At 73.0% G+C, this 15,496-nt stretch carries 17 protein-coding genes and 1 riboswitch; of the genes, 9 read left to right on the forward strand and 8 right to left on the reverse strand.

Features of this window, described 5'->3' with window-relative positions:
* Window positions 1-44 precede the first annotated feature (44 nt).
* On the forward strand, window positions 45-695 hold the full coding sequence (locus ACFY3N_RS12055) for a response regulator (RefSeq protein ID WP_390816526.1): 651 nt from the start codon (window positions 45-47) through the stop codon (window positions 693-695).
* A 79-nt stretch (window positions 696-774) separates the two neighbouring features.
* The gene (locus tag ACFY3N_RS12060; RefSeq protein ID WP_390816527.1) at window positions 775-1,770 is read left to right on the forward strand and encodes a 2-hydroxyacid dehydrogenase; all 996 of its coding nucleotides are present in this window, start codon (window positions 775-777) and stop codon (window positions 1,768-1,770) included.
* On the opposite strand, the gene ACFY3N_RS12065 is transcribed toward ACFY3N_RS12060, so the two are convergent.
* Together ACFY3N_RS12065 and ACFY3N_RS12070 are read right to left on the reverse strand one after the other, a co-directional pair.
* A complete protein-coding gene (locus ACFY3N_RS12065) occupies window positions 1,722-3,602 on the reverse strand; it encodes an anthranilate synthase family protein (protein WP_390816528.1) in 1,881 nt (626 codons plus the stop codon). The two genes, ACFY3N_RS12060 and ACFY3N_RS12065, sit on opposite strands and share 49 nt — an antisense overlap.
* A 105-nt stretch (window positions 3,603-3,707) precedes the next feature.
* Window positions 3,708-3,764: a trp operon leader peptide gene (locus ACFY3N_RS12070; RefSeq protein WP_390816859.1), complete on the reverse strand. Its 57-nt coding sequence runs from the start codon at window positions 3,762-3,764 to the stop codon at window positions 3,708-3,710.
* Between the two features lie 96 nt (window positions 3,765-3,860).
* On the opposite strand from ACFY3N_RS12070, the gene ACFY3N_RS12075 reads away from it, so the two are divergent.
* Both ACFY3N_RS12075 and ACFY3N_RS12080 read left to right on the forward strand, forming a co-directional pair.
* The gene (locus tag ACFY3N_RS12075; RefSeq protein ID WP_390816529.1) at window positions 3,861-5,213 is read left to right on the forward strand and encodes a class II 3-deoxy-7-phosphoheptulonate synthase; all 1,353 of its coding nucleotides are present in this window, start codon (window positions 3,861-3,863) and stop codon (window positions 5,211-5,213) included.
* Between the two features lie 142 nt (window positions 5,214-5,355).
* The gene (locus ACFY3N_RS12080; RefSeq protein ID WP_390816530.1) at window positions 5,356-5,592 is read left to right on the forward strand and encodes a bacterioferritin-associated ferredoxin; all 237 of its coding nucleotides are present in this window, start codon (window positions 5,356-5,358) and stop codon (window positions 5,590-5,592) included.
* A gap of 6 nt (window positions 5,593-5,598) precedes the next feature.
* Here the strand turns inward: ACFY3N_RS12080 and bfr are convergent, their stop codons facing one another.
* Window positions 5,599-6,117, reverse strand: coding sequence for a bacterioferritin (gene bfr / locus ACFY3N_RS12085; RefSeq protein ID WP_390816531.1), 519 nt, complete (start codon window positions 6,115-6,117; stop codon window positions 5,599-5,601).
* Window positions 6,118-6,303: 186 nt separating this feature from the next.
* Here bfr and ACFY3N_RS12090 point away from each other — a divergent pair, with 186 nt between their 5' ends.
* On the forward strand, window positions 6,304-6,951 hold the full coding sequence (locus ACFY3N_RS12090) for a sulfite oxidase-like oxidoreductase (protein ID WP_390816532.1): 648 nt from the start codon (window positions 6,304-6,306) through the stop codon (window positions 6,949-6,951).
* Window positions 6,952-6,964: 13 nt separating this feature from the next.
* Here the strand turns inward: ACFY3N_RS12090 and ACFY3N_RS12095 are convergent, their stop codons facing one another.
* The 5 genes from ACFY3N_RS12095 to thiO all read right to left on the reverse strand — a co-directional run bounded on the left by ACFY3N_RS12095 (window position 6,965) and on the right by thiO (window position 12,286).
* Window positions 6,965-7,843, reverse strand: a complete 879-nt coding sequence (locus ACFY3N_RS12095; RefSeq protein ID WP_390816533.1) for a deoxyribonuclease IV — start codon at window positions 7,841-7,843, stop codon at window positions 6,965-6,967.
* A 34-nt stretch (window positions 7,844-7,877) separates the two neighbouring features.
* The gene (gene pknB, locus ACFY3N_RS12100; RefSeq protein ID WP_390816534.1) at window positions 7,878-9,839 is read right to left on the reverse strand and encodes a Stk1 family PASTA domain-containing Ser/Thr kinase; all 1,962 of its coding nucleotides are present in this window, start codon (window positions 9,837-9,839) and stop codon (window positions 7,878-7,880) included.
* Window positions 9,840-10,125: 286 nt separating this feature from the next.
* The gene (locus tag ACFY3N_RS12105; RefSeq protein ID WP_390816535.1) at window positions 10,126-10,920 is read right to left on the reverse strand and encodes a thiazole synthase; all 795 of its coding nucleotides are present in this window, start codon (window positions 10,918-10,920) and stop codon (window positions 10,126-10,128) included.
* Window positions 10,921-10,922: 2 nt separating this feature from the next.
* Window positions 10,923-11,123: a sulfur carrier protein ThiS gene (gene thiS / locus ACFY3N_RS12110; RefSeq protein WP_390816536.1), complete on the reverse strand. Its 201-nt coding sequence runs from the start codon at window positions 11,121-11,123 to the stop codon at window positions 10,923-10,925.
* Entirely contained in the window at window positions 11,120-12,286 is a 1,167-nt protein-coding gene (thiO, locus tag ACFY3N_RS12115) for a glycine oxidase ThiO (RefSeq protein ID WP_390816537.1), read from the reverse strand. Before thiO ends, thiS begins: the two co-directional genes overlap by 4 nt.
* Window positions 12,284-12,395, reverse strand: a riboswitch (TPP riboswitch). (Overlaps the previous gene by 3 nt.)
* 51 nt (window positions 12,396-12,446) lie before the next feature.
* On the opposite strand from thiO, the gene ACFY3N_RS12120 reads away from it, so the two are divergent.
* The 4 genes from ACFY3N_RS12120 to thiE all read left to right on the forward strand — a co-directional run bounded on the left by ACFY3N_RS12120 (window position 12,447) and on the right by thiE (window position 15,415).
* A complete protein-coding gene (locus ACFY3N_RS12120; protein ID WP_390816538.1) occupies window positions 12,447-12,842 on the forward strand; it encodes a hypothetical protein in 396 nt (131 codons plus the stop codon).
* Between the two features lie 28 nt (window positions 12,843-12,870).
* Window positions 12,871-14,112, forward strand: a complete 1,242-nt coding sequence (locus ACFY3N_RS12125; RefSeq protein ID WP_390816539.1) for an NAD(P)/FAD-dependent oxidoreductase — start codon at window positions 12,871-12,873, stop codon at window positions 14,110-14,112.
* Between the two features lie 76 nt (window positions 14,113-14,188).
* The gene (locus ACFY3N_RS12130; protein ID WP_390816540.1) at window positions 14,189-14,554 is read left to right on the forward strand and encodes an Rv2175c family DNA-binding protein; all 366 of its coding nucleotides are present in this window, start codon (window positions 14,189-14,191) and stop codon (window positions 14,552-14,554) included.
* Between the two features lie 195 nt (window positions 14,555-14,749).
* Window positions 14,750-15,415, forward strand: a complete 666-nt coding sequence (gene thiE / locus ACFY3N_RS12135; RefSeq protein ID WP_390816541.1) for a thiamine phosphate synthase — start codon at window positions 14,750-14,752, stop codon at window positions 15,413-15,415.
* Window positions 15,416-15,496 lie beyond the last annotated feature (81 nt).

Below are 15,496 nucleotides of genomic sequence, written 5' to 3' on the forward strand. Positions count from 1 at the left end.
GGGGCCACGGGGGCCACGGGGATCGCAAGGGCCCGGTCAGGGTCATGGTGGTCGACGACCACCCCATGTGGCGCGACGCCGTCGCCCGTGACCTGTCCGAGTCCGGCTTCGAGGTCGTCGCCACCGCCGGCGACGGCGACCAGGCGGTGCGCCGTGCCAAGGCCGCCGCACCCGACGTCCTCGTCCTCGACCTCAACCTGCCCGGCAGGCCCGGCGTCCAGGTCTGCAAGGAGGTCGTCGCCGCGGACCCCGCCGTCCGGGTGCTCGTGCTCTCGGCGAGCGGCGAGCACGCCGACGTCCTGGAGGCCGTCAAGTCCGGCGCCACCGGCTACCTGCTGAAGTCCGCCTCCACCGAGGAGCTGCAGGACGCGGTGCGCCGCACGGCCGCCGGCGACCCGGTGTTCACCCCCGGCCTGGCCGGACTGGTCCTCGGCGAGTACCGCCGCCTCGCCTCCGAACCGGCGGGACCCGCCCCCGCCGACGGCGAGCCGGGGGCGCCCCGGCTGACCGAACGCGAGACCGAGGTGCTGCGCCTGGTCGCCAAGGGCCTCAGCTACAAGCAGATCGCCGAACGGCTCGTCATCTCCCACCGCACGGTGCAGAACCACGTGCAGAACACCCTCGGCAAGCTCCAGTTGCACAACCGCGTCGAGCTCGTCCGCTACGCCATAGAGCGCGGCCTCGACGACGGGTAGACCCTCCCCGCGCCTGCTCCGAAGGGCCCAGGGGCACCCGTATATTCGCCCGTACGGCGACACAACCCCGGAGGAAACCGTGGAGATCCTGGCGTTCGGTGTGCAGGCCGACGAGAAGCCCCTGGTCGAGCGGGCCTTCGCGGGCCATCACGAGGTGCGCGGCCTCGACGTCTTCCTCAACGCGGACACCGCCCCCATCGCCGCGGGACACGAGATCATCTCCACCAGCGTCAACTGCGACCTCGGCGCCGAGGTGCTGTCGGACCTCGCGGCCGGCGGCACCTGGATGGTCGCCCAGCGCTCCACCGGCTTCAACAACATCGACCTGGAGGTCGCCGAACGGCTCGGCCTGACGGTCGCCCGGGTGTCGTACTACTCGCCGTACTCGGTCGCCGAGTTCGCCTGGACCCTCGCCATGGCCGTCAACCGCCGGGTCGTCCGCGCCTCCACCCGCACCCGCGACTTCGACTTCCGGCTCGACGGGCTGATGGGCCGCGACATGCACGGCCGCACCGCCGGCGTCCTCGGCACCGGCAAGATCGGCGAGGCGTTCGCCCGGATCGCCCACGGCTTCGGCATGCGGCTGCTCGGCTGGGACGTCGACGAGAACCCCGCCTGCCGCGAGCTCGGCATGACCTACGTCCCCAAGGAGCAGCTGCTCGCCGAGTCCGACCTGGTCAGCCTGCACGTTCCGCTGCTCCCCGCGACCCAGCACCTGATCGACGCCGACGCCCTGAAGACGATGCGGGACGACGCGATCCTGGTGAACTCCAGCCGGGGCGGCCTCATCGACACCGCGGCCCTCGTCGCCGAACTGCGCGAGGGCCGCTTCACCGGCGTCGGCCTGGACGTGTACGAGGCGGAGGCGGGACTGTTCTTCCTCGACAAGTCCCTGGAGGCCGTCGACGACGACACCCTGGCCCGCCTCGTCACGTTCCCGAACGTCCTGGTCACCTCGCACCAGGCGTACTACACCGTGGACGCCGTCGGGCAGATCGTCGAGACCACGGTGAACAACGTCCTCGACTACATCGCCGGCCGCCGCTCCGGGAACGTCCTGGTGCCCCGCAGCTGATCCACCAGCTCGCGGACGATCGCCGCGCCGTTCAGGGTCAGCACCGACTCGGGGTGGAACTGCACCCCGGCGAAGCCCGGCCCCCTGAGCGCGTGCACCTCGCCGTTCGCGGCACGGCTCACCTCGATGCCGTGCGCGGCCAGCTCCCGCGCGGTGTCGTCGTCGCAGTGCGCCGCGAAGCTGTTGTAGAAGCCGACCGTCTCCGGCCGCCCGAACAGGTCGATCTCCGTCTGCGCCCCCTGGTACGGCACCTCCTTCCGCACGGTCTCCAGGCCCAGTTCGGCGGCGATCAGCTCATGGCCGAGGCAGATCCCGAGGACGCCGTGCCGGTTCTCCCCGATGACCTCGGCGGCCAGCGGGCGCAGGAACCGCATCTTCGGGTCGGCCGTGTCGGACGGGTCACCCGGTCCGGGACCCAGCACCAGCGGTCCGTCGTGCCCGAGCACCGCCTCCCGCAGCCCCGGCTCGTCGTACCGCCGCACGGTCACGTCCAGTCCGGCGGCGCGCAGCACATGGGCGAGCATCGCGGTGAAGGTGTCCTCCCCGTCGACGACCAGGGCGTGACCGGCCGGCGCGGCCGGCCGCTCCTGCATCCGCAGCCAGAACGGCGCCAGCGAGGCCCGGCGCCCGTCCAGCGCCGCCCGCACCCGGGGGTCGTCGGCGAGCTTCGGCCGTACGGACTCCTCGCGCGGCCGCCCGGGACGCACACCCAGCGCGGCCAGCACCCCGGCCGCCTTGGCGTGGGTCTCCGCGACCTCGCCCGCCGGGTCCGAGCCGCGCACCAGGGTGGCCCCGACCGGCACCCGCAGCCGCCCGGCCGCGTCGATGTCGGCGGTACGGATCAGGATGGGGGAGTCCAGCGTCTGGGCCCCGCCCTCGTCGCGGCCGACGAGCGCCAGCGCGCCCGCGTAGTAACCGCGCCCACCGGCCTCGTGCCGCTCGATCACCCGGCAGGCGTTCTGCACCGGCGACCCGGTGACGGTCGCCGCGAACATGGTCTCCCTCAGCACCTCGCGCACGTCCAGCGAGGAGCGGCCGCGCAGCTCGTACTCGGTGTGCGCGAGGTGCGCCATCTCCTTCAGCCGGGGCCCGACCACGACCCCGCCCATGTCGCCGACGGTGCACATCATCTTGAGCTCCTCGTCGACGACCATCGACAGCTCCTCGATCTCCTTGCCGTCGGCGAGGAACTCCAGCAGGTGCTCGGGGGTCGGCCCCCCGGCCGGATAGCGGTAGGTGCCGCTGATCGGGTTCATCACGACCGTCCCGCCCGACGCCCGCACGTGCACCTCGGGGCTCGCCCCGACCAGCGTCCGGTCCCCGGTGTGGACGACGAACGTCCAGTACGCCCCCCGCTCGCCCTCGAGGAGGCGCCGGAAGAGACTCAGGGCGTCGGCCCGCCCGAACCCGGGGATCCCGCCCTCGTACGTCCGCCGGATCACGAAGTTGGCGCCCTCGCCCCGCCCGATCTCCTCGTCGAGGACCCGCCCGACGATCCGCGCGTACTCCTCGTCGCCGACGTCGAAGCCGCCGCCCTCCACCCGGACCTCGTGCGCGGGGAGCCGGTCGAGGGCCTCGGCGAGCGGGATCTCGTACCGCTCCTCGGGCGTCAGCACCAGCAGCGGGGTGCCGTCGTCGCGGACGTCGAAGCCCCGCTCGCGGATCTGCCGGAAGGGGACGACCGCCAGGCCCTCGTCGGGCAGGTCGGCCAGGCGGTCACGGGTGCCGACCGGGCCGATCAGCAGCTCGACCACGTCGTGATCGCGGCCCGGCGTGCGGCGGTGCAGCAGGGCGAAGGGGCGTGCGTCGTGCGGGAGCCGTGCCAGGTCCATGGGGTGTCCCTCGTTTCGTCGCTGTCGTGAGCGTGAGGGACGACCCCGGGAAACGCCGAAGGCCGCCCCTCGGGCGGCCTTCGCGAAGTCTGTGCGTACGCGCAGTCAGTGGGCCGCCGGAGAAGCGGGCCACCACCAAGTCTGGATCGAGTGCGCGAACATGCGACGCACCCTACCCCATGTCCACGGAACGTATTACGTGTCTCACTTTCTGGGCACGGCCCGGAGGCCGCGGGAGCACCCCGTAGTGTTGAGGGCGTGACCGTGAACGCTAAGTCCAGCGCGAGCGCTGGCAACACCTGGCGAGACCTTCCCGCGGCGCAGCAGCCCGAGTACCCCGATGCCGAGGCTCTGCGCGATGTGATCGCGGACCTCGAGTCGTATCCGCCGCTCGTCTTCGCGGGCGAGTGCGACCAGCTGCGCGCCCGGATGGCGTCCGTCGCCAAGGGAGAGGCGTTCCTCCTCCAGGGCGGCGACTGCGCCGAGGCCTTCGACGCCGTGTCCGCCGACCACATCCGCAACAAGCTGAAGACGCTGCTCCAGATGGGCGCCGTGCTGACGTACGCCGCCTCGGTGCCGGTCGTGAAGGTCGGCCGGATCGCCGGCCAGTACTCCAAGCCGCGCTCCAAGCCGACCGAGACCCGCGACGGGGTGACGCTGCCGACCTACCGGGGCGACTCCGTCAACGGGTTCGACTTCACCGAAGAGGCCCGGATCCCGGACCCCGAGCGGCTGAAGCGCATGTACCACGCCTCGGCGTCCACGCTGAACCTGGTGCGCGCCTTCACCACCGGCGGCTACGCCGACCTGCGCCAGGTGCACGCCTGGAACCAGGACTTCGTGAAGTCGTCCCCCTCCGGCCAGCGCTACGAGCAGCTCGCCCGGGAGATCGACAACGCGCTGAACTTCATGCGGGCCTGCGGCACCGACCCGGAGGAGTTCAAGACCGTCGAGTTCTTCTCCTCGCACGAGGCGCTGCTGCTCGACTACGAGTCGGCGCTCACCCGTGTCGACTCGCGCACCGGGCAGCTGTACGACGTCTCCGGGCACATGGTGTGGATCGGTGAGCGCACCCGGCAGCTGGACCACGCGCACATCGAGTTCGCCTCGAGGATCCGCAACCCGATCGGCATCAAGCTCGGCCCGGCCACCACGGCCGAGGAGGCGCTGCAGTACATCGAGCGCCTCGACCCCGAGCGCGAGCCCGGCCGGCTGACCTTCATCGTCCGGATGGGCGCGGACAAGATCCGCGACAAGCTCCCCGAGCTGGTCGAGAAGGTCACCGCGTCCGGCGCCACCGTGGCCTGGGTGACCGACCCGATGCACGGCAACACCTTCGAGGCGGCCTCCGGCCACAAGACCCGCCGCTTCGACGACGTGCTCGACGAGGTCAAGGGCTTCTTCGAGGTCCACAAGGAGCTCGGCACCCACCCGGGCGGCATCCACGTGGAGCTCACCGGCGACGACGTCACCGAGTGCGTGGGCGGCGGCGACGAGATCTTCGTCGACGATCTGCACCAGCGCTACGAGACGGCCTGCGACCCGCGGCTCAACCGCAGTCAGTCGCTGGACCTGGCGTTCCTCGTCGCGGAGATGTACCGCGACCAGTAGCCGGTGACCCGGCCGAGGGGTGGGGCGCGTATCACATCGGATCGCGCCCCACCCCTCTTCTGTGCATTTCGGGCGACAGGTAAGGTTAGGTTAGCCTCACCGATCAGGGGTCGGGACGGCTCGGCCCAGTGTCTTTCGGGAGGTGAACCGCGTGTTCGTCTGCAGTTGCTTCGGGGTGACCGAGGAACAGGTGAGGAGTCACGCGGACGCCGGAGCCTGCACGCCCCGGCAGATCGCCTCCGCCTGCAAGGCCGGCACCGACTGCGGCGGCTGTGTACGGCGCATCCAGGCACTGCTCGGCCGCGGCTCCTGCCCGCGCCGGCAGCTGATGGACCAGGGCGAACCGCCGCTCACGGCGACGGTTCCGGAAGCGGCCTGAGCCCGGCTACCGCGTGGAGAAGCCGCTCGTTCCCGGACCCGAGGCGTCGGGCTGGGACTGTTCGACGACCGTCGACAGGTACAGCGACTCGCCCAGTTTCTCGATCAGGTCCAGCTGGGTGTCCAGGTAGTCGATGTGGTGCTCCTCGTCGGCCAGGATCGCCTCGAAGATGTTGGCCGACGTGATGTCGCCCTTGGTGCGCATGACCTCCACTCCGCGGCGCAGCCGGTCGATCGCCTCGAGCTCGACCTCCCGGTCCGCCTGGAACATCTCGGTCACGGTCTGCCCGACCCGGACGTGGAACAGCCGCTGGTAGTTCGGCAGGCCGTCGAGCAGCAGGATGCGGTCGGTGAGCACCTCGGCGTGACGCATCTCGTCGAAGGACTCCGCACGCGTGTACTCGGCGAGTTTCGCCCAGCCCTTGTGGTCCTGCAGCTTCGAGTGCAGGAAGTACTGGTTGATCGCCGTGAGCTCGGCGGTCAGCTGCTCGTTCAGGAATTCGATGACCTCGGGGTCGCCCTGCATCGCATGGGCTCCTTCCGCGCGGGGGGGAACTGGCGGGTTGGAGCGCATGATTGCACCGGCAGAGAAGATCGTCCAGTAAGTATGGACTTAGTAAGTAAGTCCATGTTCGGTAAGTTGTGTACCTGTTTGACCGAATCTGTCGAGCCCGGTTCAGGGGCATCGCCACCGGTCTGTCAGGATGGAGACATGGGTCAGCCGGCGGAACGCGAATCGGGGGAGCGCGCATCAGGAGGAGCGGCGCGGTTCGGGCTCCCGCCGGGGCAGCGACTGCAGAAGGGCTGGCCGGTCACGCACTACGGGCCGGTCCCCAAGTTCCGGCCCGAGCGCTGGGAGTTCCGGGTCTTCGGCGCCACCGCCGACGGTGAGAAGCACTGCTGGAGCCACGAGGAGTTCACGGCCCTGCCGTACACCACCGTCGAGGCCGATCTGCACTGCGTCACCAAGTTCAGCATGGTCGGCGCCGAGTGGGGCGGGATCCCGGCGCGCACCATCGTGGACATCGCCCCGCCCGCGCCGGACGTCACCCATGTGATGGTCTGGGCGGAGTACGGATTCAGCTCCAACCTCCGGCTGGCCGACTTCACCTCCGGGCGCACCCTCTTCGCCACCCACAAGGACGGCGAGCTGCTCACCGCCGAGCACGGCTTCCCGCTGCGGCTGATCGTCCCCCACCTGTACGCATGGAAGGGCCCCAAATGGGTGCGCGGCGTGGAGTACATGACCGCCGACCGCCGGGGCTTCTGGGAGGAGCGCGGCTACCACAACGTCGGCGACCCCTGGAAGGAGCAGCGCTACTCCTACCAGGAGGAGCCCGGGGACGGCCCCGAGCTCTGACCGCCGTACGGTCTCAGGAGTCCCGCAGCTTCTTCAGCCGCTCCACGTCCGCGGCGTGCCCCTCCTTGCCGCCGGGCGTCTCGATGACCAGCGGCACGCCCTCGGTCGCCGGGTGCGTCATCAGCGTCCGGAACGGGTCCTCGCCGATGTGCCCGGCGCCGATGTTCGCGTGCCGGTCCTTGTGCGCGCCGACCACGTCCAGGGAGTCGTTGGCGTGGATCAGCTTCAGCCGGCCCTCGCCGACGGTGTCCACCAGCAGGTCCAGCGTCCGGTGCATCCCGTCCGGCCCGGTCAGGTCGTGGCCGGCCGCGAAGATGTGGCAGGTGTCCAGGCAGACGCCCAGCTTCGGATGGGCGTCCAGCGCCTCGAAGTACGGCCCGAAGTCCCAGGTCCGTGAGCACAGCGAGGCGCCCTGTCCCGCCGTCGACTCCAGCAGCAGGAACGGGTCGTCGTCATGGGTGAGCTCGTCGAGCAGCGGCAGCATGCGCTCCCGTACCTGCCGCAGCGCCACCGGTCGCTCCCGCCCGCCGGTCGCGCTGCCCGTGTGCACCACCACGCCCAGCGCGCCGATCTCCCGGCCGCGCCGCAGCGAGTGCCGCAGCGACTCCACGGAGCGGTCGACGGTCGCCTCGGTGTGGGACCCGAAGTTGATCAGGTACGGGGCGTGCACGTACGCCGGGATCGATCCGTCCGCGCAGGCCGCGCGGAACGCCTCGTCCTGTCCGGGGTTGCCGGCCGGGGTGGCCCAGCCGCGCGGATTGGCGACGAAGACCTGCACCGCCTCGGCGTTCAGCTCACGGGCGTAGGACAGGCCGACGGAGTGCAGGCCGCCGGCCACGGGCACATGGCCGCCGACCGGGTTGCGGGCGGGGCCGGACAGGTGACTCTTCACCCGTCAAGGGTGCCACGCGCACCGGCCCCGTCCGTCAGCGGATCTCGATGGTTATCGTCGAGCCCTTGGGCGCGGTGTCCCCGCCGTCCACGGACTGGCCCTTGACGGTGTCGCCGAACAGTCCGAGCAGCCCGCGGTCCTCGTCCACCTCGAACCCGGCGTCCTTCAGCCTCTTCCTGGCCTCGTCCACGCCGTCCCCGATCACGTCCGGCACCTCGATCATCTCCGGGCCCTTGGACAGCGTCAGCGTCACGGTGTCGCCCTCGACGGCCTGCCGCCCCGCGCCCGGGGTCTGCCGGGCCACCTGGCCGGCGTCGTGCTCGGAGTTGACCCGCCCGGCGGCGATCCTCACCTTGAGACCGGCCTCCTCCAGTGCCGCGCGGGCGTCCTCGGCGTCGTCGCCGGTCACGTCCGGCACGTCCACCGGGCTGCCCTTGCTCACGGTCAGCGCCACCGCCGAGCCCGCGCGGACCTCGGTGCCCTTGCCCGGCTCCGTGGAGATCACCGCGCCCCGGCCCACGGTCCCGCTGAACTCCCGGGTGACCATGCCCGGCTCCAGGCCGTCGTCCTTCAGCAGGTCCCGCGCCTTGTCCAGCGGGTAGCCGTCGAGGTCGGGCACCCGCACGGTCTGCGGGCCCTTGGAGAGAGTCAGTGACACCGGGTCGTTGCCGCGGATGCGGGCTCCCGCCTTCGGGTCGGTGCTGATCACCGTGCCCCGCTCCACGGTGTCGCTGTACGCCTCCTTCACCTGGCCGGTGTCCAGCCCGGCGTCCGTCAGCCGGGCCCGGGCCTCCTGCTCGGTCTTCCCCAGCAGCGGCGGGACCTTGGTGAACTGGCCGGAGTTGATGTACCAGATGCCCGTGCCGGCTCCGAGGACCAGGAGCACGGCCACCACGATCGCCGTCGGCCCGCGCCGCAGCGCCGTCCGGCGCCGGGGCGGCAGCGGCGGCGGGGACCGGAACCGGCTGGTGCGGTGCACGGGGTCCGCGGCCCCGTCCCCGTCGACGGGCAGCGGGCGGGACGGGGGTCCCCCCGCGCGGGCCAGGTCGAGCGTGGGGGACGTCGGCGAGCGCGGGATGACGCTCGTACGGTCCTCGGCGTTGTCGTGCTCCGGCGCCAGCGCCCGCGGCGGCACGGCGTCGAGCTGCTCGGCGGTGAGCCGGCCGCGCCCCGCGCGGACCTGGGCGAGCAGCGCCACCGCGTCGTGCGGACGGATCCCGGGGTCGCGCGCGGTCGCCGAGGCGACCAGCTCGTCCAGCTCGTACGCCATGCCGGGCACGGCGGCCGACGGGGCCGGCACGTCGTCGTGCAGGTGCTTGTAGAGCACGATCGCGGGGGAGTCGCCGTCGTGCGGCTTCCCGCCGGTCAGCATCTCGTACAGCAGGATGCCGCAGGCGTAGACGTCCACGCGGGGGTCGGCGCTGCCGCTCTCGATCTGCTCCGGGGCCAGGTACGAGACCGTGCCCAGCACGGTGCCCGTGGTGTTCGTCACCGAGTCCACGGCGCGGACCAGCCCGAAGTCGGCGACCTTGACCCGGCCGTCGTCCCCTATCAGCACGTTCTCGGGCTTCATGTCGCGGTGCACGAACCCGGCCCGGTGCGCGGCGCCGAGCGCGGCCAGCACCGGCTCCAGGATGTCCAGCGCGGCGCGCGGCTGGAGCGCCCCGCGCTCGCGCAGCACGTCGCGCAGGGTGCAGCCGGCGATGTACTCCATCGCCAGATAGACGTACCCCCCGTCGGTGCCCTGGTCGAAGACCTGCACCACGTTCGGGTGGGCCAGCCGGGCGACCGACTTCGCCTCGCGTATGAACCGCTCGACGAACGAGCCGTCGGCCGCGAGGGAGGGGTGCATCACCTTGAGCGCGAGGATGCGGTCCAGACGGGTGTCCACGGCCCGGTAGACCGTGGCCATCCCGCCGACCGCTATCCGCGCCTCGACGCGATACCGGCCGTCGAGCAGCTGCCCGACCAGAGGGTCCTGAAGGGTCGTGTCCACGCACCGAGTCTACGAGCCCCCACCGACACGCCCGCCCCGTTCGTCCCCCGTTGCAGCGGACCTGTGACGTGCGGATCGCGTCACCGCGGGCAATCGTGCCCCCCAGTGCCTCAAGGGCCTGGGAGGTACCCCCAGGGCGGCACGGGTGGGCGGTGGGGGTACCTCCCGCTCATGGGGTCCCCCCGCTCGAGCGAAGCCGGGAGCGGGGGAGCAGCCGGGAGCGGGGAGGCACCCTGTGAGCGCCGGCGAGCGGAACCCGCCCCCGCTCAGCCCCGGCAAGCAGCGCCTAGAAAGCAGGCCGCTCCGGATCCAGCACGGCCATGCCCTCCGCGGGAGACGACGCCTCGGCGAACCACCGCCGGGGAATCCGCCCGGCCCGCCGCGCCAGCCGCCCCGCCTCCACCGCGCACCGCATCGCGGAAGCCATCAGCACCGGTTCCTGCGCCCGGGTGACCGCCGACGCCAGCATCACCCCCGCGCACCCCAGCTCCATCGCCAGCGCAGCGTCGGACGCGGTCCCCGCACCGGCGTCCAGGATCACCGGCACACCGGCCCGCTCCACGATCAACTCGAAGTTGTGCGGATTCCGGATCCCCAGCCCCGACCCGATCGGCGACCCCAGCGGCATGATCGCCGCACACCCGGCCTCCTCCAGCTTCCGCGCCAGCACCGGATCGTCGTTCGTGTACGGCAGCACCGTGAACCCGTCGTCGACCAGCGTCTCCGCCGCGTCCAGCAGCTCGACCGGGTCCGGCAGCAGGGTCCGCTCGTCGGCGATGACCTCCAGCTTGACCAGATCCGTGCCGAGCGCCTCCCGCGCGAGACGCGCGGTGAGCACGGCCTCCCCGGCGGTGAAGCACCCCGCGGTGTTCGGCAGCACCCGGATGCCCAGCTTCTCCAGCACCGACAGCACGGACCCGCGCACCGAGGGGTCCACCCGCCGCATCGCGACGGTCGTCAGCTCCGTCCCGGACGCCACCAGCGCCCGCTCCAGCACGTCGAGGCTCGGCGCCCCGCCGGTGCCCATGATCAGGCGGGACGTGAAGGACGTACCGCCGAGGAGAAACGGATCGTCGGCCATGCTCAGCCTCCCTGGACGGCGGTCAGGACTTCCACGCGGTCACCCTCACGCAGGGGTGTGGCGGGCCACTGCGCGCGCGGGACGACGGTTTCGTTGAGGGCTGCGGCCACCCCCGAGGGCGCCGTGGTGAGCGACCTCACGACGAGGTCGAGAGCCGTGCCGGGCGCGAACTCCCGGCGCTCCCCGTTGACCGAGACGTTCATGCGGGCTGCTCCGTGCGGACGGCGGCGCCGAAGCGCCGCGGGGTGAACGGACGGGCCACCTCCGGCAGGGCGCCGGTGGTGAGGGCCTCCGCCATGGCGTCGCCGGTGACCGGCGTCAGCAGGACGCCGTTGCGGTAGTGGCCGGTGGCGAGCAGCAGCCCCTCGAGACCGGTCGGGCCGAGCAGCGGCGCGTTGTCGGGGGAGCCGGGGCGCAGTCCGGCCCGGGTCTCGGTCAGCGGCAGCTCGGTGATGCCGGGGACCAGCTCGTGGGCGTCGCGCAGCAGCTCGTACACGCCGCCCGCGGTCACGGTGGTGTCCCAGCCCAGCTCCTCGCTGGTCGCCCCGATCACCAGCTCGCCGTTCTCGCGCGGCACCAGGTAGACGTGGCCGCCGCGCACCACGGCCCGCACGGTCCGGCTCAGGAAGGGACCGTGCCGCGCGGGCATCGCCAGCCGCATCACCTGCCCCTTCACGGGGCGCACGGGCGGCAGCACGTCCTCCGGGACGCCCGCGAGCCGCCCGCTGAGGCTGCCCGCGGCGAGCACCACCTGTCCGGCGCCCAGCCCGGTGCCGTCGGCCGTGACGACGCCCGTCGCCCGGTCCCCGGCGACCGTGAGCCGCTCGGCCCACGCGCGGTGGACGGTCACACCCGCGCGCTCACAGGCGGTGAGCAGCGCGGCCGCCAGCCGCCGGGGGTCGATCTGGTGGTCGCCGTCCACCCGCAGACCACCGCGCACCCCCGGCGCGAGCATCGGCTCCAGGCGCCGGCACTCCCGCCCGGACAGCCACTGCGAGTCCAGCCCCGATCGCTGCTGCAGCGCGTGCAGTTCCCGCAGGTGGGCGCGGTCGTCGGCGTCCAGCGCCACGGCGAGCGTGCCGCACGCGCGGTAGCCGAGGTCGTGGCCGGTCAGCTCGGTCAGCTCGGCCGCGAAGCCCGGATAGCGCCGCGCGGAGGCGAGGTTCAGACCGAGCAGGGTCTCCTCGCCGTAGTGCAGTTCCGTGACGGCGGCCAGCATCCCGGCGGCCACCCGGGCGGCGCCGCCGCCCGGCTCGGGGTCCACCACGGCCGTGACCAGACCGCGCTGCGCGGCCCGCCAGGCCGTGACCAGACCGATGATTCCGCCCCCGACGACGAGGACGTCCGAGGTGAGCGTGGGCGACATGGGCGTTCGGCCCCTCCCTTCGCCGGCATGACCCGGATCAGGTTCGTACGGTCGGAGGCCGCCAGCCTCCCTCTCAGCCCGGTGCGTCCGGGCTCCCGCGAGTGCTTGTACGTTGGCCACCCTAGCCCCAGGCACATCGCACTCGTAAGGGAGCCTCACCGTGGCCCGCCCGCCCGTCACCCGCCACCACCCTCAACCGGGGGACTCCGCCCCGCCCCGTAGATCGCTCGACGGACTCGTCCTCGCCCCCGTGGCCGACCAGGCTCCCGGCCAGGTCGGCACCCGCACCCGCTTCGTCTACCACGAGCGGGACGGCGAGGTCTGGGCCGAGTACGCGGGCGGCGACGTCGTCCGCGGGCACCTGGTGGGCACCCGCGCGGGGGACCGGCTGGACTTCCGGTACGTGCAGCTGAAGCGGGACGGCACCACCTCCTCGGGGCACTGTGTGTCGACGGTCGTGGAACTGCCCGACGGACGGGTGCGGCTGGAGGAGAGCTGGGAGTGGGAGTCGCAGCCGGGCAGCGGGACGAGCGTGGTGGAGCAGCTCGACCGGTGAGGCCGCGTCAGGTGTCTAAGGTGATCGGGTGAGCGAGCAGACGCAGCAACCGGTACGGTCCGAGCCGCGGCGGGTGGTGGTGGCGGGCGCGGGCATGGCCGGCGTGCAGACCGCCCTCGCCCTGCGGGAGCAGGGCTTCGACGGCACCGTGATCCTGATCGGCGCGGAACCCCACCAGCCGTACGACAGGCCGCCGTTGTCCAAGGCGGTGCTGCTCGGCAAAGCCGAGGACTCCGCCTTCGACGTCGACTTCGAGGACGCCGGCGTCGAACTGCGGCTCGGCTGCGAAGTGCTCGGCCTGCGCCCCGCCGACCACGAGCTGGACACGGAGGCCGGGCCCGTCCCGTACGACGTCCTGGTGGTCGCCACCGGCGCGGAACCGGTCCGGCTGCCGGGCACGGAGGGCGTGCCCGGCGTGCATCTGCTGCGCACCCTGGACGACGCCGCGCGGCTGCGGCCGGTGCTCGCGCGGCAGCACGACGTCGTGGTGGTCGGCGCCGGCTGGATCGGCGCGGAGTTCGCCACGGCGGCCCGCGAGGCGGGCTGCGCGGTCACCGTCGTGGAGGCCGAGGAGCGGCCGCTCGTCGGGGCGCTGCCCGCCGAGGTGGCCGCCCCGATGGCCGCCTGGTACGCGGAGGCCGGCGTCACGCTGCGCACCCGCGCGCGCGTGGAGCGCGTCGAGCCCGGCGCGGTGGTCCTGGACGACGGCACGCGGCTGCCCGCGGGCGCCGTGGTCGTCGGCATCGGGGCCCGGCCCGCCACCGCCTGGCTGGCGGGCTCCGGCATCGGGCTCGGGGCGCACGGGGAGGTCCTCGCCGACCGTCATCTGGCGACCTCCCTGCCGGACGTGTACGCGGTCGGCGACTGCGCGTCCTTCCCCTCCGGGCGCTACGGCGAGCGCCTGCTGGTCCACCACTGGGACAACGCCCTCCAGGGGCCGCGCACGGTCGCCGTGAACATCCTCGGCGCGGCCACCGGCCGGGAGCCGGCGGTCTACGACCCGGTGCCGTACTTCTGGTCCGAGCAGTTCGGGCGCTTCGTGCAGTACGCGGGGCACCACGCGGACGCCGACCGGACGGTGTGGCGCGGGGACCCCGCCGAGGCGGCGTGGAGCGTCTGCTGGCTGCGGGGGTCCCGCCCGGTCGCGCTGCTCGCGGTGGGGCGGCCCCGGGACATGGCGCAGGGGCGCAGGCTGATCGAGGCGGGCACGATGATGGACGCGGAGCTGCTGGCGGACCCGGCGCGGCCCCTGAAGTCGGCGACGGCGTGAGGCCCCGGCCCGGCGCGTCCGCCCAGGTGGGCGGGGCTGACTTCCGACTGTCGGTGGCAGATGGCAGGCTTGTCCCGTGACCGAGATTGACGCAAAGATCGATGCTCTCGTCCCCGCCTGGCTCACCCTCCCCGACATCGCCGAGATGCTCGGCGTCGAGGTGACGCGCGTCCGGCAGCTGGTCAAGGAGGGCCAGCTCATCGCCGTGCGCCGGGGTGAGAACCGCGCGCTGCACGTGCCCGCCGCCTTCATCGACGGGGACAAGGTCGTCAAGGGCCTGACCGGGACCCTGACGCTCCTGCGGGACGACGGCTTCACGGTCGAAGAGATGCTGGAATGGCTTTTCACCCCCGACCCCACCCTGCCGGGCACGCCCGCGCAGGCGCTCGGCGAGAACCGCGGCACGGAGGTGAAGCGCCGGGCCCAGGCACTCGCGGTCTGACCCGGACCCGGCCGTCCCTCCACCAGGACACCACCGGCCGGGGCGCGAGCCCCGGCCGCGGGGAACCGTGCCGGCGCGGCGGCATAGGGTCCGTTGCGGTGCGAGCTCCGCCGGCCCGTGACGGCCGGGGCGCCCGCCACGACACGCCGGGCCCACCGGGTCCGTGCGCCGCCGACCTCCCGGAGGGGACCCCGTATGACCGCCACCGCTCGCGCCCGGCTCGCCGACGCCCGGCTCTACCTGTGCACCGACGCCCGCAGGCGGCAGGGCGATCTCGCGGAGTTCCTGGACGCGGTCCTGGCCGGCGGGGTCGACATCGTGCAGCTACGGGACAAGGGCATGGAGGCCGGCGAGGAGCTGGAGCACCTGGCGGTCCTCGCCGACGCCTGCGCCCGGCACGGCAGACTGCTCGCGGTCAACGACCGCGCGGACGTCGCCCACGCCGCCGGCGCCGACGTCCTCCACCTCGGCCAGGGCGACCTCCCCGTCCCCGCCGCCCGCGCCGTCCTGGGCGACGGAGTCCTGATCGGCCGCTCCACCCACACCGAGCCGGAGGCCGCCGCGGCGGCCGTCCAGCCCGGCGTGGACTACTTCTGCACCGGCCCCTGCTGGCCCACCCCCACCAAGCCCGGCCGGCCCGCCCCCGGCCTCGGCCTGGTCCGCAGCACCGCGGCCCTCGGCACCGACCGCCCCTGGTTCGCCATCGGCGGCATCGACCTCGGCAACCTCGACGAGGTGCTGGACGCCGGCGCCCGCCGGGTCGTCGTCGTACGGGCCCTCACCGAGGCGGACGACCCGGGCGCGGCGGCGGCCGAGTTCGCGAAGCGGCTGCGGCAGGCGGCGCCCTCGGACGCCGGATGACCCCCGCGCGTCCCGGGTCTGTCCAAGGGGTGGACAACAAGTCGGCATTTCAGACAAATGTCACCCATCCGGTTGGGGGAC

This window comes from Streptomyces sp. NPDC000348, assembly GCF_042898795.1.
Classification (GTDB): Bacteria; Actinomycetota; Actinomycetes; order Streptomycetales; family Streptomycetaceae; genus Streptomyces.